The sequence below is a fragment of the Variovorax paradoxus genome (assembly GCF_024734665.1).
GTDB lineage: Bacteria > Pseudomonadota > Gammaproteobacteria > Burkholderiales > Burkholderiaceae_C > Variovorax.
The window spans coordinates 6,227,822-6,246,231 of sequence record NZ_CP102931.1 but is presented as its reverse complement, the minus strand read 5'-3'; the positions used below and the strand labels follow the sequence as shown (position 1 = coordinate 6,246,231).

Here is an 18,410-nt window from a genome sequence, read left to right as displayed (position 1 = left end):
ATCAAGACAAGAACATGGACTCTTCACCCGACGAACAAGCCAATGCCCCGCAGGCCTCCATCGAGCCCGAAGGCGCGCCCACGCTCGCGGCCGAACTGGCCTCACCGACCGTCAGCCGCGCCTATCGATGCCAGTGCGGCCGCCCCGTTTTCCTGCGCAACAGCGAATGCCTGGCCTGCCACACGCCGCTGGGTTACGTGATCGACCGGCTCGGAGTCATGCCGCTCGCACCGGCCGTGGGCGAGGGCGCGCAGCCCGACACCTTCACCGTATTCGGCGATCCGCACGGCAACACCTACCGCCGCTGCGCGAACCTCATGACGCCGGCCGCCTGCAGCTGGATGGTGCCCGCCGCGCGCGACGGCGAACAACTGCCTCCCGATACCCAGGGCCTTGCGCCGGGCTACTGCCTGGCCTGCAGCGTCACGCGCACCATCCCCGATCTCTCGGTGGAGAGCAACGGCGGCTTCTGGCGCAAGCTCGAAACCGCCAAGCGCCGGCTCATCTCGCAGTTGCTTGCGCTCGGCCTGCCGGTGGTGAGCCGCCATGCCGACCCGGTGCATGGGCTGGCCTTCGATTTCCTCAGCAACATGCCGGGCGGTCCGCACGTGATGACCGGTCACGAGCACGGCGTGATCACCCTCAACGCAGAAGAAGCCGAAGACGCCGTGCGCGAGCGCATCCGCGCCGAGATGCGCGAGCCCTATCGCACGCTGCTCGGCCACTTCCGCCATGAGATCGGCCACTACTACTGGGACCTGCTGGTGCTGCCCACGCCGTGGATCGACGACTTCCGCGCGCTCTTCGGCGACGAGCGCGCCGACTACGCCGCCGCGCTGCAGACGCACTACGAGCAGGGCCCGCCGCCCGACTGGGCCGACCGCTTCGTGAGCAGCTACGCGAGCACCCATCCGTGGGAAGACTGGGCCGAGACCTGGGCTCACTACCTGCACATGGCCGACACCGCAGACACAGCCATGAGCTTCGGCGTCGACGCGACCAACGTCGAGCTCACGAGCGACCTGTTCACTCTCGACGACCTGTGGCAGCCGGAAGATCCCGATGCCGGCAAGTTCCTGGACTTCATCAACGGCTGGGTGCTGCTCACCAACGTGCTCAACGAGTTGTCGCGCAGCATGGGCCAGCCCGACTACTACCCCTTCGTGCTGCCGCGCGTGGCGGTGGGCAAGCTGCAGTTCATTCACCGCGTGATCACGCAGCAGCGGCCGGGCGATGCGCCGACGATGGTGGTGGCCGGCGATGTGGCCGACCCTGCACCCGAGCAGGTGCAATCACAGGCGCAATCGCAATCTCAGTCGCAGAACCCCGGTCAGCCTTGAGGCGGCAGTGCGCCCGTCGCGCAGCGCATGCAGATGCACGCCAGCCCGCGCATGTCTTCCGGCAGGTTCGTGAGCGGCGCTTGGCTGAAGTCGACCTGCATGCACCAGCAGGGCGGCTGCGTTTGCCCCGTCTCTCGTTCGATTTCCATCGCGCAGCGGTTCGGCTCGCCGCACAGCGGACAGCGCGTGGCGTCGATCAGACCCGGGACTGCCGCCAGAGTCGTCATGCGATCTCGAAGGCCGGCAGCTTCTTCGGCACGGCCACGTTCTGCAGCGTCACGTACACCGGCAGCCCGCCGCTGTAGGCCGGATAGTCCTCGCCCTCGATCAGCGGTAGCAGGTAGCGGCGGCACTTCTCGGTAATGCCGTAGCCGTCGTCCGAAATGAAATCGCGCGGCATCGGCTTCTCGACATTGGCGACGGATTCGAGCGGCGCGCTGCCGATGCGATAGGCATACGGCACGTCGGACATGCGCTCGATGGTCGGCATCACCGCGTTGCGGCCTTCCAGCGCCAGCTCCACCGCGCGCTGGCCCAGCTCGTAGGCCTGCTTCACGTCGGTCGCCGAGGCGATGTGGCGCGCCGCGCGCTGCAGGTAGTCGGCCACGGCCCAGTGGAACTTGTGGCCGAGCGCTTCCTTGACCATCTGCGCCACCACCGGCGCGGCTCCGCCGAGCTGCGCATGGCCGAAGGCGTCGCGCGTGCCCTGCTCCGCGAGGAAGGTGCCGTCGGGGTGATGGCAGCCTTCGGACACCACCACCGAGCAGTAGCCGTGCTGCTTCACCAGCTCATCGACACGCGCGATGAAGCGCGCTTTGTCGAATTCGATCTCAGGGAACAGCACCACTACCGGAATGCCCTGGTCCGCCGCAAGGCCGCCTGCCGCGGCGATCCAGCCTGCGTGCCGGCCCATCACTTCGAGCACGAACACTTTGGTCGACGTTGCCGCCATCGAACGCACGTCGAACGAAGCCTCGATGGTCGACACCGCCACGTACTTCGCGACCGAGCCGAAGCCCGGGCAGCAATCGGTCAGCGGCAGGTCGTTGTCGATGGTCTTGGGCACGTGGATGGCCTGCAGCGCATAGCCCATCGACTGCGACAGCTGGCTCACCTTGAAGCAGGTGTCGGCCGAATCGCCGCCGCCGTTGTAGAAGAAGTAGCCGATGCCGTGCGCCTTGAACACCTCGATCAGCCGCTCGTACTCGCGCCGGTTCTTCTCCAGCGACTTGAGCTTGTAGCGGCACGAGCCGAAGGCGCCCGAGGGCGTGCTGCGCAGCGCCGCGATTGCTTCGGCCGATTCGGCGCCGGTATCGATCAGCTCCTCGGTCAGCGCGCCGATGATGCCGTTGCGCCCGGCGTAGAGCTTGCCGATGCGGTCGGGGTGCCGGCGCACCGTCTCGATCACGCCGCAGGCCGACGCGTTGATGACCGAGGTGACGCCGCCCGACTGGGCGTAGAAGGCATTGAGGATGGGCATGCGCGGGATTCTCCCGCAGCCCTACGGCAGACGCCAGTGCCGGCGTGTCAGGATGTCAGCGGCTCTCGAAAACCGGCGGCCGCTTCTGCAGGAAGGCGCTCACGCCCTCGCGGAAGCTCGGGCGGTCGATCAGCTCGCGCTGGCGCTCGCTCTCGTAGTGCAGCTGTTCCTTCAGCGTGTGGTGCTCGGAGGCCTCGAAGGCTTCGCGCGCTTCGAGCACGGCATGCGCCGGCAGGCGGGCAAGGCGCTGCGCGATGCCCTTCGCCTCTTCAAGCAACTGCTCGTCGTCCACGCAGGCCCAGATCAAGCCCCACTGCACCGCGCGCCCCGCGCCCACACGCTCATCGAGCAGGGCCATGCCCATGGCGCGCGCCCGGCCGGCGCGGCGCGGAATGGCCCAGGTGCAGCCGAGGTCGGGCACGATGCCGAGCTTGGGTAGGAAGGGCAGGTAGAAATACGCGCTGCGTGCGGCGATGGTCACGTCGGCCGCCAGCGCCAAGCCCACGCCGGCACCGGCCGCAGGGCCGTTGACCGCGGCGACCACCGGCACCGGCAAGCTGCGCAGCGTTTCGATCAGCGGGTTGCTGAGCTCCTGCATCCACTCGGCTGTTTGCGTGCCGAGCGACTTGTCTTTTTCGCCCGGCGCCATCGCGCTCAGGTCGGCGCCCACGCAGAAGGCCTTGCCGGCGCCCGTGAGGATCACGGCGCGCACCGAGCGGTCGTCGCGTATGCGTTCAAGCGCATCACGCAGTTCGACCTGCAAGCCGTGCGCGATCGGGTTGAGCTTGGCGGGCAGGTTCAGCGTGAGCGTCGCGATGCCGTCGGCCAGTTCCTGGAGGATGAAGGGTTGTGTCGGTGCGTCGGTGCTCATGGGCATCGATGGTTCGGCGCACGCGAAGACCGGTCAAGCCGGGGACAACCCGTGGGGCAGAAGTCGCCAAGGCGACCATGTGCGCGAACGCGCGGGTAGCGGCATCGCGGCCGGCTGCGCATCCGACACCGTGATGCACGACGACTCCAGCGCCGACACCAGCACGCGCCGGTGGTCGGTGCTCTCGAAGCGGTCGCCGGGCTCCAGCACGATGTCGCGCGTATCGCGGTCGAGCGTGACCCAGACCGAACCGCTGCGGCATTCGATGCCCACGCCCGAGCCATCGGGCACGGTGAAGACAGAGCGTTTCGACAGGCTGACGTGGAAGCGGGATGGTTTGGAAGAAGAGGTGCTCATGGCAAGCTCCATTGCATTCGTGATACGAATGAATATAGTGAGCCGATTCCCCCTTTGCACACGGTCATTCGGAACTCGTTGCATGCCTCCAGAGAATGTGAAAGCCCCCGGCGCCATGAGCGGCGAGCTGCCGCCGCTCGAACTTCTGCGCAGTTTCGAGGCGGCCGCGCGCCGGCTGAGCTTCACGCTGGCGGCTGGCGAACTGCATCTGACGCAATCGGCCGTGAGCCGGCAGATCCAGCAGCTCGAAGCCAACCTGGGCGTTCTGCTGTTCGAGCGCCGCCACCGCGCGCTGGCGCTCACCGAGGCCGGCGGCGTGCTGCAGCGCGCCGTTACCGACAGCCTGGAGCGGCTGCGCGACGCCACGGCGCGGGTGCGTGCCAGCTCTGCACCGCGCCAGGTGGCGATCACCACCACGCCGGGTTTTGCGTCGATCTGGCTCATTCCCAAGCTGGCGCGCTTCACCGGCAGCCATCCTCAGGTCGACGTGCGCGTGTCGGCCACGCTCGACGTGCTCGATCTGGAAAGCAGCCGCATCGACCTTGCGGTGCGTTTCGTGCCCATTGGCCGCGGCATCGGAGCGGCGCTGTTCGAGGAGTCCGTGATCCCGCTGTGTTCGCCGCAGCTTGCCGCGTCGCTGCGCCAGCTGTCGGATTTCTCGAAGCTCACACTGCTGACCGTGGAATACCCCGACCACAGCGAAGCCCCTACCGCTGATTGGGAACCCTGGCTCAAGGTGATGGGGCTGGAAGACCTGCGCATGAAGAGCACGCTGCGCTTCACGCAGTACGCCGACGCCGTGGCCGCCGCTGTGGCGGGGCAGGGCGTGGTGATCGGCCGGCTGCCGTTGCTGAGCGAACTGGTGCGTGATGGCCGGCTCGTGGCGCCGCTCGGCGAGGGCGCCGCATCGCACCGCGGCTATTTCATCGAGATGTCGAGGCGCGCCGCGGGCAACCGCGACGCGCAGGACTTCGCGCAGTGGCTGCGCGACGAAGCCGAGGCCGCGCAGCGAAGCTGACTGACGATCAACCCGGCAGCAGCACCTTGTTGACGACGTGGATCACGCCGTTCGACTGGTAGACATTGGCGATGGTCACCATCGCCGTGCCGCCCTTGGCGTCGGTCACCATCACGTTGCTGCCGCTCATCGTCGCGGTCAGCGTGCCGCCGCTCGCGGTCTTCAGCACGGCCTTGCCGCCGCCTGCGTTGATGGCGCTCATGAGCGCCGGGCCGTCCATCCTGCCGGGCACCACGTGGTAGGTCAGCACCTTGGTCAGCGTGGGCTTGTTCTCGGGCTTGAGCAGCGTGTCGACCGTGCCGGCCGGCAGTGCGGCAAAGGCTGCGTTGGTCGGTGCGAACACGGTGAACGGGCCGGGGCTCTTCAGCGTGCCGACAAGGTCCGCGGCCTTCACTGCGGCGACCAGCGTCGTGTGGTCCTTCGAATTCACGGCGTTGTCGACGATGTCCTTCGTCGGGTACATCGCGGCGCCGCCGACCATCGGGTTCGTCGACGACATGCCGCCGCTGCTGCCGCCCATGCCGCCCGCGCAAGCGCCGAGCAGGACCGAAACGCCGACTGCAATCATGAGTTTTTTCATTGAAGGCTCCTGGAAAGAATGGTTCTTGAAGTTCTCTGCGGAAACCGCCGGCAGCTCGGAGGCGCGATGCGCTTGAGTCGAATACGGCGCGGCCGCGCAACTGGATTCACGCGTCGGCTTTGCGCCACAACCGCGCGTGCGGCGCTTGCGCATCACGAGCGCGCTCGACAGAATCCGCCCTTCGTTTTTCAGCAACAGTTTCTTTTCACCGCGCCTGGCGACGACCAACCTCCCGGGCGACAAACCAATTCAATGAACCGTTTCCTGAACACCTGACCCGCACACCGACCGCCCCGGCCGGACGTGCATCCACGCATCCGCCGAGGCCCATCGACAAAGGCCCCGCGCAGCCATTCGCCGGGGCTTTTTTGTTTTTCGGAGTGTGTGCACATGAGTGCTCAACGAAAGGCCCGCGACGACGACAAGCGTCTGGGCCGGTTTTACTTTTCGGTGCCGACTGCGGCACCTCGCAATCCAGTGGTGGCCGCGATGGCGCGCGGCGAATCGAGCCAGGGCGCGGGACGACACCTGCGTACGCACCGCGCGGAGCGGCGTGCGCAGAAGGTGGCGCTGCAGAAGGCTGCGCGCAGCCTGGGCGGGAGGGGCGACGATGCGTGAAGACATGGACAAGGTCATCGTCGAGCGGCCACGAGGCGGCTGGCGCGTGCAGGGCGATGGGCGCAAGTGGCGCAACAGCAAAGACCGGGGTTCGCACCTGGGCATGAAGCGTGGCCATGCCCACCCGAAGTGGCTCAGCGAAAACCTCGCGCCGCTCAAGCGCTGGTTGCACAAGCAGGTGCACCGGCCGTGGGACAAGGTGTATGCCGAACTCTGCAGCGGCATTGATCGCCGCAGCACAGTGCAGGCACACATCTTCGAGCACATCGACGACTTCGTCGAACGCGAGGCAGTGCTGCGCGATGGCGAGGTGTGGGTGCGGGCACGCTGGTGGAACGACGGCAGCCGCGCGCCACTGCATCAGGCTTCGCATGTCGAGTTGTTCGTGCATCCGGTCACCGGCATCCTGCTGCCCAACCGGCGTCTCACCCAGGCCCGGCAATGGGCTCGGGGCGAGAGCGACGAGCGGCGTGGCAAGAAGCCGCATGCGTCCTTCATCGTGATCGACGATCTCAGGCAATGGCACTGCGTGAACGGCGACTGGTTCGAAATCACGCTGGCGCCCACGCCGCCGATGAAGGCCCCGGGTGTCTGGGAGAAGCGCTACGACGTGCTGCGACGGTGTTTCGTCACAACGTCCTGCGCATGGGGGCGGCCGGACTTCGGCGTGTCCAGCAATCAGGCCATGTACGGGCGACCGGATGTCTATGCGGCGACCAAGCGTCAACTCAGCCGCAAGGCTGTGCGGGCGCGGCTTGGCGAGGGTGCCTGATGCGGTGCGTGTTCGATCGCGCATGATGGAGGTGCAGCATCACCGCCGATGAAAGAAGCACCATGAGCATCACCGCCTCCAACTGGTTCGTCTGGGCCGCCCTGTCGGCCATCTTCGCCGCGCTGACAGCCATCCTCGCCAAGCTCGGCCTTGCCGGCGTCGACTCCGACATGGCCACGCTGGTGCGCACCGTGGTGATCCTTGTCGTGCTCGCGGCCTTCGTGCGCGCCACCGGCAAGTGGACGAACCCGCTGGAACTGTCGCCGCGCACCTGGCTGTTCCTCGTGCTCTCGGGGCTCGCGACCGGCGCGTCGTGGGTCTGCTACTTCCGCGCGCTCAAGGTGGGTGACGCCTCGCGCGTCGCGCCGGTGGACAAGCTCAGCGTCGTGCTGGTGGTGCTCTTCGCCGTGATGTTCCTCGGCGAGCGCCCTTCCGGCCGCGAATGGGCCGGCGTCGCGATGATCGCGGGCGGTGTGCTGATGCTGGCGATCAAGCGCTAGCCAGCTCGCGCCGGCGCCCGCGGCAGCACGAGGAACGCAATCGTGCCCGCGGCCAGCATGCCCGCCACCGTGAGGAACACCGCGCGGTACGGCTCGACCTCATGCGCCACGGCCCACGATGCCGCCACGCCGGTCGTCCACTGCATCAGCGAGACGCCGAGGAACATGGCCATGTTCATCAGCGCCATCGCACGCCCCGTCATGGCCGCCGGGTAGGCATTCTTGGTGTACGCGTACTGCAGCACGCTGTAGCCGGACAGCAGCCCGTAGACGATCGGCAGGCCAATGTCCACGATGCGCGAATGCGTGAGCGCCATCGCGCCGAACATCAGCGCACCGGCGAACGCGCATCCCATCATCCAGCGCGTGCGCCGCGCGCCGCCCGGGTCCATCCGGCCGAACAGCATCGGGCTGATCATGCCGGCGACGGTCATCACCAGTGCGACGTTGCCGCTGGCCACCAGCGAGAGGCCGTGGCGGTCGTGCAGCACCGGGCCGAGCCACAGGCCGCGCAGCGTAATGAAGGCCGCATACGACACGCATGCGAAGCACACCAGCCCCAACGTGTGGGGCATCGCGAACAGAGGCACCAGTTCGCGCACGGCCTTGCGCGGCGACTGGCGCTCGGCTGGCACGGTCTGCGGGTTCGCGAGTGCAGCGGGCTCACGCACGCGCCAGAAGATGACCAGCCACGAGAGCACAGCGAACGCGGCCAGCACTGCGTAGCCGGCGCGCCACGACGAAGCCTCGATCAGCAAGGCCAACGGCGTGCCGGTGAACAGGATGCCCAGGCCGGCCATGCTCATCACCAGCCCCGACATTGCGGTGAAGCGCGATGCATCGAAATGCCGCGCGATGAACACCGTGCAGGCCAGGAACGCAGGCGCGCAGCCGACGCCGATCAGCGCCTGCCCCAGCAGCAGCGCGTGGAAGTTCGGCGCCACCGCGCACAGCGCTGCGCCCGCGATGGCCAGGGGAAAGGCCGTCAGCACCGTGCGGCGCACGCCGAAGATGTCGATCGACACGCCCATCGCGAGCTGCATGATCCCGAAGGCGAAGTGGAAGGTGCCCGCCCACATGCCGAGTTGCTGGGGCGTCAGGCCGAAGTAGCCACTGAGTGGCGTGGCCATCATGGCACCGACGGTGCGGAAGGCCTGGCTCAGGGCGAAAGCCGAGGCCAGTGCCACGAGCATGGCAGCCGCCGAAGTCGACCAGCGAGGCGGAGGCGGCGATACCGCGTTCGTGTTCATCGAAAGGGAAGGATCGGGAGGGAGGGAGAGCGACGAATGCTAATGGCACGCCGCCCCTCATGCAGAACGGCGCCCTCGGGCGCCGTTCTTTTCATGCTTCAAGCCCGGCAGCGTGCCGGGCCTGGGTGGATCAGGCCTCGCCCTTCACCTTCAACCGCCACGCATGCAGCAGAGGCTCGGTATACCCGCTCGGCTGCTCGATGCCCTTGAACACCAGGTCCTGCGCCGCCTTGTAGGCCGACGAGGTCGTGAAGTTGCCGGCCATCGGCTGGTACAGCGCATCGCCCGCGTTCTGCTCGTCGACCACCTTGGCCATGCGCTGGAAGGTCTCGTCGACCTGCGCCTTGGTCACCACGCCGTGCAGCAGCCAGTTGGCGATGTGCTGGCTGGAGATGCGCAGCGTGGCGCGGTCTTCCATCAGGCCGACGTTGTGGATGTCGGGCACCTTCGAGCAGCCCACGCCCTGGTCGATCCAGCGCACCACGTAGCCGAGGATGCCCTGCACGTTGTTGTCGATTTCCTGCTGGCGCTCTTCGGCGGTCCACTTGGCATCGGCCGCGATCGGCACCTGCAGCAGCGCGTTGAGGATGTTGTCGCGCTCGGCATCGGCGTCGATCTTTTCCAGTTCCTGCTGCACGGCGGTCACGCTGACCTGGTGGTAGTGCAGCGCATGCAGCGTGGCGGCGGTGGGCGAGGGCACCCAGGCGGTGTTGGCGCCGGCCTTGGGGTGGCCGATCTTCTGTTCGAGCATGGCGGCCATCAGGTCGGGCATGGCCCACATGCCCTTGCCGATCTGCGCCTTGCCGCGCAGGCCGCACGAGAGGCCGACCAGCACGTTGTTCTTTTCGTAGGCGCCGATCCACGCGCTGGACTTCATGTCGCCCTTGCGGATCATCGGGCCGCCCTGCATGGCGGTGTGCATCTCGTCGCCGGTGCGGTCGAGGAAGCCGGTGTTGATGAAGGCGACGCGCGCGGCGGCCTCGGCGATGCAGGCCTTCAGGTTCACGCTGGTGCGGCGCTCTTCGTCCATGATGCCGAGCTTCACGGTGTTGGCGGGCAGGCCGAGCAGCTGCTCGACGCGGCCGAACAGCTCGCTCGCGAAGGCCACTTCGGCCGGGCCGTGCATCTTCGGCTTGACGATGTAGATGCTGCCGGTGCGCGAGTTGCCTTTGCGCTTCAGGTCGATGGTGGCGATGGTGGTGGTCACCACGGCATCGAGGATGCCTTCGGGGATTTCCTTGCCGCCTGCGTACAGGATGGCCGGGTTGGTCATCAGGTGGCCCACATTGCGCAGGAACATCAGTGAGCGGCCGTGCAGCTTGACGGGCTTGCCGTCGGCGCCGGTGTATTCGCGGTCGGGGTTCAGGCCGCGCGTGAAGGTCTTGCCGCCCTTGGCGACTTCTTCCGTCAGCGTGCCTTCGACAATGCCGAGCCAGTTCGAATACGCGACCACCTTGTCGGCCGCATCGACCACGGCCACCGAGTCTTCGAGGTCGAGGATGGTCGAGAGCGCGGCTTCGAGCACCAGGTCGCTCACGCCGGCGGCGTCGCTCTTGCCGATGGGCGTGCTGCGGTCGATGCGAATGTCGAGGTGAATGCCGTTGTGCTTGAGCAGCACCGACGACGGCGCGGCGGCATCGCCCTGGTAGCCGATGAACTGCGAGGCATCGGCCAGGCCGGTGCTGCTGCTTTGCAGCGCGACGACGAGTTTGCCGTCGTTCACGCTGTAGCCGGTGGCCTGCTTGTGCGAGCCGTTGGCCAGCGGCGCGGCCTGGTCGAGCACGTTGCGCGCGAACTCGATGACCTTGGCGCCGCGCACGGGGTTGTAGCCCTTGCCCTTTTCAGCGCCGCCGGCTTCGGAGATGGCGTCGGTGCCATAGAGCGCGTCGTACAGCGAGCCCCAGCGCGCGTTGGCGGCGTTGAGCGCATAGCGCGCGTTCAGGATCGGCACCACCAGCTGCGGGCCGGCCTGCAGCGCGAGTTCGGAGTCGACGTTGGCCGTGGTGGCCTTCGTGCCCTTGGGCTGGGGCAGCAGGTAGCCGATCTTTTCGAGGAAGGCGCGATACGCCGGCATGTCGGCGATCGGGCCGGGGTTCTTCTTGTGCCATGCGTCGAGTTCGCTCTGCAGGCGGTCGCGCTCGGCGAGCAGGGCGATGTTTTTCGGCGCGAGGTCGCTGACGATGGCGTCGAAGCCCTTCCAGAAGACGTCGCTGGCCACGCCGCTGGCGGGCAGGACCTTGTCTTCGATGAAGCGGTGGAGCTCGGTCGCGACCTGGAGTCCGTGGGCGGTGGTGCGGGCGGTCATGGGGGTTTCTCCTTGAGAAAAATGCAATCCTGGGGCGAACTTTATTCGATACTTTGCTGGCGAGTAAGAGCCGGAAGCGGGATTTATCCGTGACAAAAATGAAGGTAATCGCTGGCGGGCGGCCTGGGGCGCAAAGGGTAGGCACTGATAAAAACACCGCAGGCGAGGGATATATTTAACTTCTTAAATAAATCTCGACCTGTTTCCATGATCCTCCTGGCTTCCAATGAAAACCCCCTCGGCATGCCCGAATCGGCCCGCCGCGCGGCCGCCGCTGCGCTCGAAGGCGCTGGCAATTACCCCGACAGCAACGGCACCGCGCTGAAGAACGCGCTGGCCGCGCGGCTCGACGTGCCGACCGACTGGCTCACGCTCGGCAGCGGATCGAGCGAGATCCTCGAGCTTGCTGCGCAGACAAACTTGAAGTCGGGCGAGGGCGTCGTCTATTCGCAGTACGGCTTCGTCGTCTACGCGCAGGCCACGGCGCATGCCCATGCGCACGCAACTGTCGTGCCCTCGCGCGACTTCGGCCATGACCTGGGCGCCATGCGCGCCGCCCTCGGCGACGACACGAAGCTGGTGTTCGTGGCCAACCCGAACAACCCGACCGGCACCTTCATCGATGCTGCGCCGCTGCTGGCCTTTCTGCAATCGGTGCCCGCGCACGTGACGGTGCTGCTCGACGAGGCCTATACCGAATACCTGTCGCCCGCGCAGCGCTACGACAGCATCGAGTGGGTGCGCCGCCTGCCCAACCTGATCGTGGCGCGCACCTTCTCCAAGGCCTTCGGCCTGGCCGGGCTGCGCATCGGCTACGGCGTGTCGCAGCCGGCGCTCACGGCGCGCATGAACGCGCACCGCCCGCGCTTCAACGTGACGACACCGGCGCAGGCTGCGGCGGTGGCGGCGCTGGGCGATGCGGATTTCCTCGCGCGCACTTATGAGCTCAACACCGCCGGGCGCGACCAGCTCGCCGCCGGTTTCAAGGAGCTCGGCCTTGAGTACGTTCCCTCGTCGGGCAATTTCCTGATGGTGCAGGTCGGCGACGCGCAGGCCGTGCACGCGCGCCTGCTGGCGGCCGGCATCGAGGTTTCGCTGCTCGGCAATTACGACCTGCCGCAGTGGCTGCGCATCAGCATCGGCCTGCCAGAGCAGAACCGCGCGGTGCTGGCCGCGCTGCGCTGAGCGGCACTGCTTCTTCCACAACTCCCCGAGGAGACAAGAACCATGAAACGCCGTCAGTTCGCAGCGCAGTCTGCTGCCGCCCTTGCCGCTACGGCCGTCACGCCGCTGGTGTTCGCGCAGCAAGACCGCACGGTGCGCATCCTGGTCGGCTTTCCGCCGGGCGGCTCGGCGGACGTGGTGGCGCGGGTGCTCGCCGAGAAGATGCGCGTGTCGCTCGGGCAGAACGTCATCATCGACAACAAGCCCGGTGCGGCGGGGCGGCTCGCGCTGGGCGAACTCAAGCGCGCGGCGCCGGACGGCAACACGCTGGTCTTCTCGCCGAGCGGCGCGATGGTGATCCACCCGTGGCTGTATCCGAACCTCGGCTACGACCCGGCGAAGGACTTCACCCCGATCGCGCTCGGCAGCACTTTCGACTTCGCGGTGACGGCCGGGCCCGGCGCGCCCGCCGGCGACCTGAAGACGGTGCTGGCGTGGATGAAGGCCAATCCGGCAAAGGCCAACTACGCCACCTCGGGCGCGGGCACGGTGCCGCACTTTGCCGGGCAACTGATCGCCCAGGCGGCCGGCGTGCCGATGACGCACGTGGCCTATCGCGGCGGCGCGCCGGCGGCGCAAGACCTGATCGGCGGCCAGGTGCCGCTGATGGTCGACACGGCCTCGGAAACCATCGAGCACCACCGCGCCGGCAAGGTCCGCATCCTCGCGGTGACGGGCGAGCAGCGCAGCCGCGCGCTGCCCGACGTGCCGACGCTGAAGGAGTCGGGCATCAACGTGACGGCCGATGCCTTCTTCGGCCTCTATGGCCCGCCGGGAATGTCGCCCGAAGTGGTCGCACGGATCGACAAGGCCGTGGCCGATGCGCTGCGCATGCCCGATGTGCAGGAGAAGATCTATTCGCTGGGGCTGGTGCCTGCGCATGCCGGGCCGGGCGAGCTCGCGGCCATTCAGGCGGCGCATCTGAAGCGTTGGGAAATGCCGATCAAGAACTCGGGCTTCAAAGCAGAGTCCTGAGGCTCCCGCATTTTTCCCTCCCCTCCCGGGGGAGGGCAGGGGTGGGGGCAAGCGGCGCATGAATCGTCAGCCGTGCATCCAAGGCCGCTTGCCCCCATCCCAACCTTCCCCCGGAAGGGGAAGGAGCAAGACCATCAGACTTGGCCGCTGAGTTCCCGCGCCGCGGCGCGCACAGGCTCGATGTAGCGCTCGTCGTAGCGGTGCGTGGGCATGGTCAGCGTAACGGCCGCGGCAAGGCTGCCGTCCGCATGGAACACCGGCGCCGAGATGCCCGCCAGTTCGGCCGTGCGATCGCCCACCAATGCGCAATAGCCCTGTACGCGGATGCCGTCGTACAGCTTGCGTTCCTTCGCACCGCGCGGCCGCTCGGCTTCCGGGCCGAAGGCGATCAGCACGCGCGCACCCGCGCCCCGGTCGTTGGGCAGCAGGTCGCCAACGCGCACGTGGTCGCGCACCACGTGCGATGAATCGACCCGGAACTGGCACAGGCGCACCCAGCTGTCGCCCTGGTCCTGCCGCACGTGGTACGCAGCGCTTTCGCCCGTGGCTGCGGCGAGCGAGCGCAGCACCGGCAGCACGATGCGGTCGAGCGACAGCGACGCCGCGTACAGCCCGTGCAGCCGCGCGATCTCCATGCCCAGCGCGTAGCGCCCGTCATCCTGCCGGCGGATCAGCCGCGCATGTTCGAGCGAGGCCAGCAGTCGCAGCACGGTGCTCTTGTAGAGCTGCGTGCGCTCGGCGAACTGCGCGAGCGACAGCGCCTCGTCGCCCGGCTGAAAGGCCGAGAGCAGGCTCAGCGCGCGGTCGACCGCCGCTGCGCCGCCGGGGGCGGCATTGAGGTCTGACACGGATTCGGTCTGGGCTTTGCGGGGCATGAGGAGCAGGAGGGGAGGGAACGAGTCGGCTTGACAGTCGGATGGTTCGACGGTCTAATTCTGTTTAACAGAATATAGTTCTGCAAGATAGAACAGTCAAGCGATTCCACGATTCCATCGAAGGAGACAAATCCGATGACACTCCCCGACGTCCTCATCAGCGAGGTCGGCCCGCGCGACGGCCTGCAGTCGGTCAAGGCCACCATGCCCACGGCCGACAAGCTGCTCTGGATCGACGCGCTCTACGCCGCCGGCATCCGCGAGATCGAGGTCGCGTCCTTCGTGCCCGCGAAGCTGCTGCCGCAGATGGCCGATGCCGCCGACGTGGTGCGCCACGCCGTCACGCTGCCCGGCCTCGTGGTGATGGCGCTGGTGCCCAACCGCAAGGGCGCGCAGGCCGCGCTCGAAGCCGGCGTGCACAAGCTCACCATGCCGGTGTCGGCCAGCGTGGCGCATTCGCTGGCCAACGTGCGCAAGACGCCGACCGAAATGGTCGAGGAGGTGCGCGCCATTTCCGATCTGCGCCGCGCCATTGCGCCGCAAGTGAAGCTCGAAGCCGGCATCTCCACCGCCTTCGGCTGCACGCTGCAGGGCCTGGTGCCCGAAGACGACGTGATCCGCCTGGCTGCGCAATGCATAGAGGCCGGCGCGGACGAATCGGGCCTGTCCGATACCGTGGGCTACGCCAACCCCGCGCAGGTGCGCCGCCTCTTCAAGCGACTGCGCGCGGAGATCGGCAGGCACGCCGGTGCGGCCCACATGCACAACACGCGCGGCCTCGGCATCGCCAACTGCCTCGCGGCTTGGGATGAGGGCGTGCGCACTTTCGACGCATCGCTCGGCGGCCTCGGCGGCTGTCCGTATGCGCCGGGCGCCTCGGGCAATGCCGTCACCGAAGACCTCGTCTTCATGTTCGAGGCCATGGGCGTGCGCACCGGCATCGACATCCAGAAACTCATCGCGGCGCGCGCGCCGCTCATGGCCGGCCTGCCCGGCGAACCGGTCTACGGCATGACGCCCGAGGCCGGATTGCCCAAGGGCTTCGTCCAGGAACACACCGCACAACATGTCTGAAGCCAATCCTCTTCCTTATGCCGGCGTCCGCGTCGTCGAATTCACCCACATGGTCATGGGCCCGACCTGCGGCCTGCTGCTGGCCGACCTCGGCGCCGAGGTCATCAAGGTCGAGCCCATCGAGGGCGACAACACGCGCCGCCTGCTCGGCTCGGGCTCGGGCTTCTTCCCGACCTTCAACCGCAACAAGAAGAGCATCGTGCTCGACCTGAAGAAGCCCGAAGGCGTGGAGGCCGCGCTGCGCCTCATCGCCACCGCCGACATCGTCAGCGAGAACTTCAAGCCCGGCACCATGAAGAAGCTGGGGCTCGACTACGACACGCTCAGCAAGCTGAATCCGCGCCTCGTCTATGTGAGCCACAAGGGCTTCTTGCCCGGGCCGTACGACCACCGCACCGCGCTCGATGAGGTGGTGCAGATGATGGGCGGCCTTGCCTACATGACCGGCCGCTCGGGCGACCCGCTGCGCGCCGGCACCAGCGTGAACGACATCATGGGCGGCATGTTCGGCGCCATTGGCGCAATGGCCGCGCTGCGCCAGCGCGACCTCACCGGCAAGGGCTGCGAAGTGCAGTCCGCGCTGTTCGAGAACAACGTGTTCCTGGTCGCGCAGCACATGATGCAGTTCGCCGCCACCGGCAAGGCCGCCGACCCGATGCCCAGCCGCATCTCGGCCTGGGCCGTGTACGACGTGTTCACCGTGAAAGATGGCGAGCAGATCTTCCTGGCGGCCGTGAGCGACAAGCAGTGGGCCATCTTCTGCAAGGCCTTCGGCCTGGAAGACATGCTGGCCGACCCGCGCCTGAAGACCAACAACGACCGCGTGCTGGCGCGCGAATGGATGATGCCCATCCTGCGCTCGCATCTCGCGAACCACAGCGCGGCCGAGCTCAGTGCGGTGTTCGAGCAGAACGAGCTGCCCTTCGCCCCCATCACCAAGCCGCAGGAGCTGTTCGACGACCCGCACCTGAACGCCACTGGTGGCCTCGCGCCGGTGCGCATGAACGACGGCAGCACGGCCAAGGTGCCGCTGATGCCGTTCACGCTGGGAGGCGAACGGCCCGGCATCCGGCTGCAGCCGCCGCACGTCGGCGAGCACAGCCGCGAGCTGCTGAAAGAAGTGGGCTACAGCGACGAAGAAATCGCCGCGCTCGAAACACAACACATCACCCTCGGAGACTGACCCCATGTTTTTCATCACACGGCGCGCCTTGCTGGCGTGCGCCGCGGCCGCCGCATGCCTGAACGCCGCTCCTGCCCTGGCCGACACAGCCTGGCCCGACAAGCCCGTGCGCCTCGTCGTGCCCTACACGCCCGGCGGCGCCACCGACATCGTGGCGCGCCTTGTCGCGCAGAAGCTCGTCGACGACACGAAGTGGACCTTCATCGTCGACAACCGCGCGGGCGGCAACGGCAACATCGGCATGGACGTGGTGGCCAAGGCCAAGCCCGACGGCTACACCGTCGGCCTCGGCCAGACCGCCAACCTCGCGATCAACCCGACGTTATTCCCGAAGATGCCCTACGACGCGCTGAAGGACCTGGTGCCGGTGTCGGTCGTGGCCTCGCAGCCCGTGGTGCTGGTGGTGCGCGCGGACGCGCCGTACAAGTCGCTGGCAGAGTTGATTGCCGCGGCCAAGGCCAAGCCCGGCGAGATCAAGCAGGCGCTCGCCGGCACCGGCACGCTGGGCCACATGGCCGGCGAGGTGCTCGCGAAGCGCGCGGGCTTCCAGGTGCTCAACGTGCCGTACAAGGGCGCCGCGCCCGCCATCACCGACCTGCTCGGCGGCCAGACCGACTATATGTTCGCCACGCCGCAGGGCGCGCTCGCGATGGTCAAGGGCGGCAAGCTGCGCGCGCTGGCCGTCACCTCGGCCAAGCGCCTGCCGGTGATGCCCGAGGTGCCGACCGTGGGCGAGAGCTACAAGGGCTTCGAGGCGGTGGACTGGAAGGCGCTCGTCGTGCCGGCCGGCACGCCCGCCGACATCGTGAAGAAGCTCAACGCCGCCGTCGACAAGGCGCTGGCCAAGCCCGCGACCATTTCGCAGCTGCTGGCCGAAGGCAGCACGCCCGTAGGCGGCAGTCCGGAGCAGGCGGCGCAGTACGTCAAGGCCGAGCATGCACGCTGGGGCGCAGCGGTGCGCGAGGCGGGCGTGCGGCCCGAATAGGCGCCCTCCAACTAACCAACAAACAGGCGGGCGATATAGTTTCCGCCCCATGGACCGCCTCAAGCAGCTCGAATCCTTCGTCTCGGTCGCGACCCGCGGCGGGCTCACGGCCGCGGCCAAGGCAGAGGGCGTGGCGCCCGCGATCATGGGGCGCCGGCTCGATGCGCTCGAAGAGCGCCTGGGCGTCAAGCTGCTGGTACGCACCACGCGCCGCATCACGCTCACGCACGAAGGCAGCGCATTCCTCGAAGACTGCCAGCGCCTTCTGGCCGAGTTCGCAAACGCCGAAGCCAGCGTGAGCGCCGGCGGCATCAAAGCCAGCGGCCACCTTCGCGTGACGGCGCCAGCGGGCTTCGGCCGTAGACACGTCGCGCCGCTGGTGCCGCGCTTTCATGCGCTGCACCCTGAAGTGACGATTTCGCTGAACCTCAGCGACCGCGTGGTCGACGTCACCGGCGAGAGCTTCGATTGCGCGGTGCGCGTGGGCGACCTGCCCGATTCATCGCTCGTGAGCGTGCGGCTCGCCGACAACCGCCGCCGCTGCGTCGCCACGCCCGAGTTCGTGCGCCGGCACGGCAAGCCGAAGCACCCGGGCGAGCTTTCGCGCTTTGCCTGCCTCACGCTGTCGAGCGACGCCTCGCAGACGCGCGGCTGGGCCTTTCGCATCGTCAACGAGGAAGGCAACCAGGAGCTGATCCACCTGCGCCCCAGCGGCCCGCTCGATTGCTCCGACGGCCAAGTGCTACACGACTGGTGCCTGGCCGGCCACGGCATCGCCTGGCGCAGCACCTGGGAGGTGGAGGCCGAGATCGATGCCGGCCTGCTCGTGCCCCTGCTCGACGAGTTCGCCGCGCCGCCCAACGGCATCTACGCGGTGTTCGCGGGCGCCAAGCACCTGCCGCTGCGGGTGCGACTGTGGCTTGATTTCCTCAAGGAGCAATACGGGAACCCGGAATTCTGGGGTGGAAGGGCCTGAGGCGCATCGGCGGCGTCACAATCTGTT

The 18,410-nt window shown here is 67.6% G+C and carries 19 protein-coding genes; 11 read left to right on the top strand and 8 right to left on the bottom strand.

Annotation, left to right across the window (positions count from 1 at the left end; genetic code table 11):
• Positions 1–14: 14 nt before the first annotated feature.
• Positions 15–1,340, top strand: coding sequence for a zinc-binding metallopeptidase family protein (locus NWF24_RS29275; RefSeq protein WP_258351585.1), 1,326 nt, complete (start codon positions 15–17; stop codon positions 1,338–1,340).
• Here NWF24_RS29275 and NWF24_RS29270 read toward each other — a convergent pair.
• Genes NWF24_RS29270 through NWF24_RS29255 form a run of 4 tightly spaced genes read right to left on the bottom strand, consistent with a single transcriptional unit; the run spans position 1,331 to position 4,048 of the window.
• Positions 1,331–1,567 (bottom strand): cysteine-rich CWC family protein, encoded by a 237-nt coding sequence (locus NWF24_RS29270; RefSeq protein WP_258351584.1) that lies wholly within the window; start codon positions 1,565–1,567, stop codon positions 1,331–1,333. The genes NWF24_RS29275 and NWF24_RS29270 overlap by 10 nt on opposite strands.
• Positions 1,564–2,820, bottom strand: coding sequence for a 6-phosphofructokinase (locus NWF24_RS29265; protein WP_258351583.1), 1,257 nt, complete (start codon positions 2,818–2,820; stop codon positions 1,564–1,566). The genes NWF24_RS29270 and NWF24_RS29265 overlap by 4 nt, the downstream gene beginning before the upstream one ends.
• A 55-nt stretch (positions 2,821–2,875) precedes the next feature.
• Positions 2,876–3,691, bottom strand: coding sequence for an enoyl-CoA hydratase-related protein (locus NWF24_RS29260; protein WP_258351582.1), 816 nt, complete (start codon positions 3,689–3,691; stop codon positions 2,876–2,878).
• A 33-nt stretch (positions 3,692–3,724) separates the two neighbouring features.
• Positions 3,725–4,048 (bottom strand): DUF2917 domain-containing protein, encoded by a 324-nt coding sequence (locus NWF24_RS29255; protein ID WP_258351581.1) that lies wholly within the window; start codon positions 4,046–4,048, stop codon positions 3,725–3,727.
• A gap of 82 nt (positions 4,049–4,130) precedes the next feature.
• Here NWF24_RS29255 and NWF24_RS29250 point away from each other — a divergent pair, with 82 nt between their 5' ends.
• Entirely contained in the window at positions 4,131–5,066 is a 936-nt protein-coding gene (locus NWF24_RS29250) for a LysR substrate-binding domain-containing protein (protein WP_258351580.1), read from the top strand.
• A 7-nt stretch (positions 5,067–5,073) separates the two neighbouring features.
• On the opposite strand, the gene NWF24_RS29245 is transcribed toward NWF24_RS29250, so the two are convergent.
• Entirely contained in the window at positions 5,074–5,646 is a 573-nt protein-coding gene (locus NWF24_RS29245; RefSeq protein ID WP_375338426.1) for a fasciclin domain-containing protein, read from the bottom strand.
• A 390-nt stretch (positions 5,647–6,036) separates the two neighbouring features.
• On the opposite strand from NWF24_RS29245, the gene NWF24_RS29240 reads away from it, so the two are divergent.
• The 3 genes from NWF24_RS29240 to NWF24_RS29230 all read left to right on the top strand — a co-directional run bounded on the left by NWF24_RS29240 (position 6,037) and on the right by NWF24_RS29230 (position 7,536).
• On the top strand, positions 6,037–6,264 hold the full coding sequence (locus NWF24_RS29240; protein ID WP_093076983.1) for a hypothetical protein: 228 nt from the start codon (positions 6,037–6,039) through the stop codon (positions 6,262–6,264).
• A complete protein-coding gene (locus NWF24_RS29235) occupies positions 6,257–7,036 on the top strand; it encodes a hypothetical protein (RefSeq protein WP_258351579.1) in 780 nt (259 codons plus the stop codon). The genes NWF24_RS29240 and NWF24_RS29235 overlap by 8 nt, the downstream gene beginning before the upstream one ends.
• 62 nt (positions 7,037–7,098) lie before the next feature.
• On the top strand, positions 7,099–7,536 hold the full coding sequence (locus NWF24_RS29230) for an EamA family transporter (RefSeq protein ID WP_446001728.1): 438 nt from the start codon (positions 7,099–7,101) through the stop codon (positions 7,534–7,536).
• Here NWF24_RS29230 and NWF24_RS29225 read toward each other — a convergent pair.
• Together NWF24_RS29225 and NWF24_RS29220 are read right to left on the bottom strand one after the other, a co-directional pair.
• Positions 7,533–8,786: an MFS transporter gene (locus NWF24_RS29225; protein ID WP_258351578.1), complete on the bottom strand. Its 1,254-nt coding sequence runs from the start codon at positions 8,784–8,786 to the stop codon at positions 7,533–7,535. The genes NWF24_RS29230 and NWF24_RS29225 overlap by 4 nt on opposite strands.
• 130 nt (positions 8,787–8,916) lie before the next feature.
• Entirely contained in the window at positions 8,917–11,091 is a 2,175-nt protein-coding gene (locus NWF24_RS29220) for a malate synthase G (protein WP_258351577.1), read from the bottom strand.
• A 207-nt stretch (positions 11,092–11,298) separates the two neighbouring features.
• On the opposite strand from NWF24_RS29220, the gene hisC reads away from it, so the two are divergent.
• Both hisC and NWF24_RS29210 read left to right on the top strand, forming a co-directional pair.
• On the top strand, positions 11,299–12,276 hold the full coding sequence (gene hisC, locus NWF24_RS29215) for a histidinol-phosphate transaminase (protein ID WP_258351576.1): 978 nt from the start codon (positions 11,299–11,301) through the stop codon (positions 12,274–12,276).
• 42 nt (positions 12,277–12,318) lie between these two features.
• Entirely contained in the window at positions 12,319–13,290 is a 972-nt protein-coding gene (locus tag NWF24_RS29210; RefSeq protein ID WP_258351575.1) for a Bug family tripartite tricarboxylate transporter substrate binding protein, read from the top strand.
• A 134-nt stretch (positions 13,291–13,424) separates the two neighbouring features.
• Here the strand turns inward: NWF24_RS29210 and NWF24_RS29205 are convergent, their stop codons facing one another.
• The gene (locus NWF24_RS29205; RefSeq protein WP_258351574.1) at positions 13,425–14,165 is read right to left on the bottom strand and encodes an IclR family transcriptional regulator; all 741 of its coding nucleotides are present in this window, start codon (positions 14,163–14,165) and stop codon (positions 13,425–13,427) included.
• A gap of 135 nt (positions 14,166–14,300) precedes the next feature.
• On the opposite strand from NWF24_RS29205, the gene NWF24_RS29200 reads away from it, so the two are divergent.
• Genes NWF24_RS29200 through NWF24_RS29185 form a run of 4 tightly spaced genes read left to right on the top strand, consistent with a single transcriptional unit; the run spans position 14,301 to position 18,383 of the window.
• On the top strand, positions 14,301–15,239 hold the full coding sequence (locus tag NWF24_RS29200) for a hydroxymethylglutaryl-CoA lyase (protein WP_258351573.1): 939 nt from the start codon (positions 14,301–14,303) through the stop codon (positions 15,237–15,239).
• Positions 15,232–16,422: a CaiB/BaiF CoA transferase family protein gene (locus NWF24_RS29195; protein WP_258351572.1), complete on the top strand. Its 1,191-nt coding sequence runs from the start codon at positions 15,232–15,234 to the stop codon at positions 16,420–16,422. Before NWF24_RS29200 ends, NWF24_RS29195 begins: the two co-directional genes overlap by 8 nt.
• A gap of 4 nt (positions 16,423–16,426) precedes the next feature.
• Positions 16,427–17,407, top strand: a complete 981-nt coding sequence (locus NWF24_RS29190) for a Bug family tripartite tricarboxylate transporter substrate binding protein (RefSeq protein ID WP_258351571.1) — start codon at positions 16,427–16,429, stop codon at positions 17,405–17,407.
• Between the two features lie 49 nt (positions 17,408–17,456).
• Complete coding sequence (locus NWF24_RS29185) at positions 17,457–18,383, top strand: LysR family transcriptional regulator (protein ID WP_258351570.1); 927 nt, start codon at positions 17,457–17,459, stop codon at positions 18,381–18,383.
• Positions 18,384–18,410 lie beyond the last annotated feature (27 nt).

Coding starts and splice junctions, on each gene's coding strand:
- NWF24_RS29275 (WP_258351585.1), top strand. CDS start 15: ATGGACTCTTCACCCGACGAACAAGCCAATGCCCCGCAGGCCTCCATC.
- NWF24_RS29270 (WP_258351584.1), bottom strand. CDS start 1,567: ATGACGACTCTGGCGGCAGTCCCGGGTCTGATCGACGCCACGCGCTGT.
- NWF24_RS29265 (WP_258351583.1), bottom strand. CDS start 2,820: ATGCCCATCCTCAATGCCTTCTACGCCCAGTCGGGCGGCGTCACCTCG.
- NWF24_RS29260 (WP_258351582.1), bottom strand. CDS start 3,691: ATGAGCACCGACGCACCGACACAACCCTTCATCCTCCAGGAACTGGCC.
- NWF24_RS29255 (WP_258351581.1), bottom strand. CDS start 4,048: ATGAGCACCTCTTCTTCCAAACCATCCCGCTTCCACGTCAGCCTGTCG.
- NWF24_RS29250 (WP_258351580.1), top strand. CDS start 4,131: ATGCCTCCAGAGAATGTGAAAGCCCCCGGCGCCATGAGCGGCGAGCTG.
- NWF24_RS29245 (WP_375338426.1), bottom strand. CDS start 5,646: ATGAAAAAACTCATGATTGCAGTCGGCGTTTCGGTCCTGCTCGGCGCT.
- NWF24_RS29240 (WP_093076983.1), top strand. CDS start 6,037: ATGAGTGCTCAACGAAAGGCCCGCGACGACGACAAGCGTCTGGGCCGG.
- NWF24_RS29235 (WP_258351579.1), top strand. CDS start 6,257: ATGCGTGAAGACATGGACAAGGTCATCGTCGAGCGGCCACGAGGCGGC.
- NWF24_RS29230 (WP_446001728.1), top strand. CDS start 7,099: ATGAGCATCACCGCCTCCAACTGGTTCGTCTGGGCCGCCCTGTCGGCC.
- NWF24_RS29225 (WP_258351578.1), bottom strand. CDS start 8,786: ATGAACACGAACGCGGTATCGCCGCCTCCGCCTCGCTGGTCGACTTCG.
- NWF24_RS29220 (WP_258351577.1), bottom strand. CDS start 11,091: ATGACCGCCCGCACCACCGCCCACGGACTCCAGGTCGCGACCGAGCTC.
- hisC (WP_258351576.1), top strand. CDS start 11,299: ATGATCCTCCTGGCTTCCAATGAAAACCCCCTCGGCATGCCCGAATCG.
- NWF24_RS29210 (WP_258351575.1), top strand. CDS start 12,319: ATGAAACGCCGTCAGTTCGCAGCGCAGTCTGCTGCCGCCCTTGCCGCT.
- NWF24_RS29205 (WP_258351574.1), bottom strand. CDS start 14,165: ATGCCCCGCAAAGCCCAGACCGAATCCGTGTCAGACCTCAATGCCGCC.
- NWF24_RS29200 (WP_258351573.1), top strand. CDS start 14,301: ATGACACTCCCCGACGTCCTCATCAGCGAGGTCGGCCCGCGCGACGGC.
- NWF24_RS29195 (WP_258351572.1), top strand. CDS start 15,232: ATGTCTGAAGCCAATCCTCTTCCTTATGCCGGCGTCCGCGTCGTCGAA.
- NWF24_RS29190 (WP_258351571.1), top strand. CDS start 16,427: ATGTTTTTCATCACACGGCGCGCCTTGCTGGCGTGCGCCGCGGCCGCC.
- NWF24_RS29185 (WP_258351570.1), top strand. CDS start 17,457: ATGGACCGCCTCAAGCAGCTCGAATCCTTCGTCTCGGTCGCGACCCGC.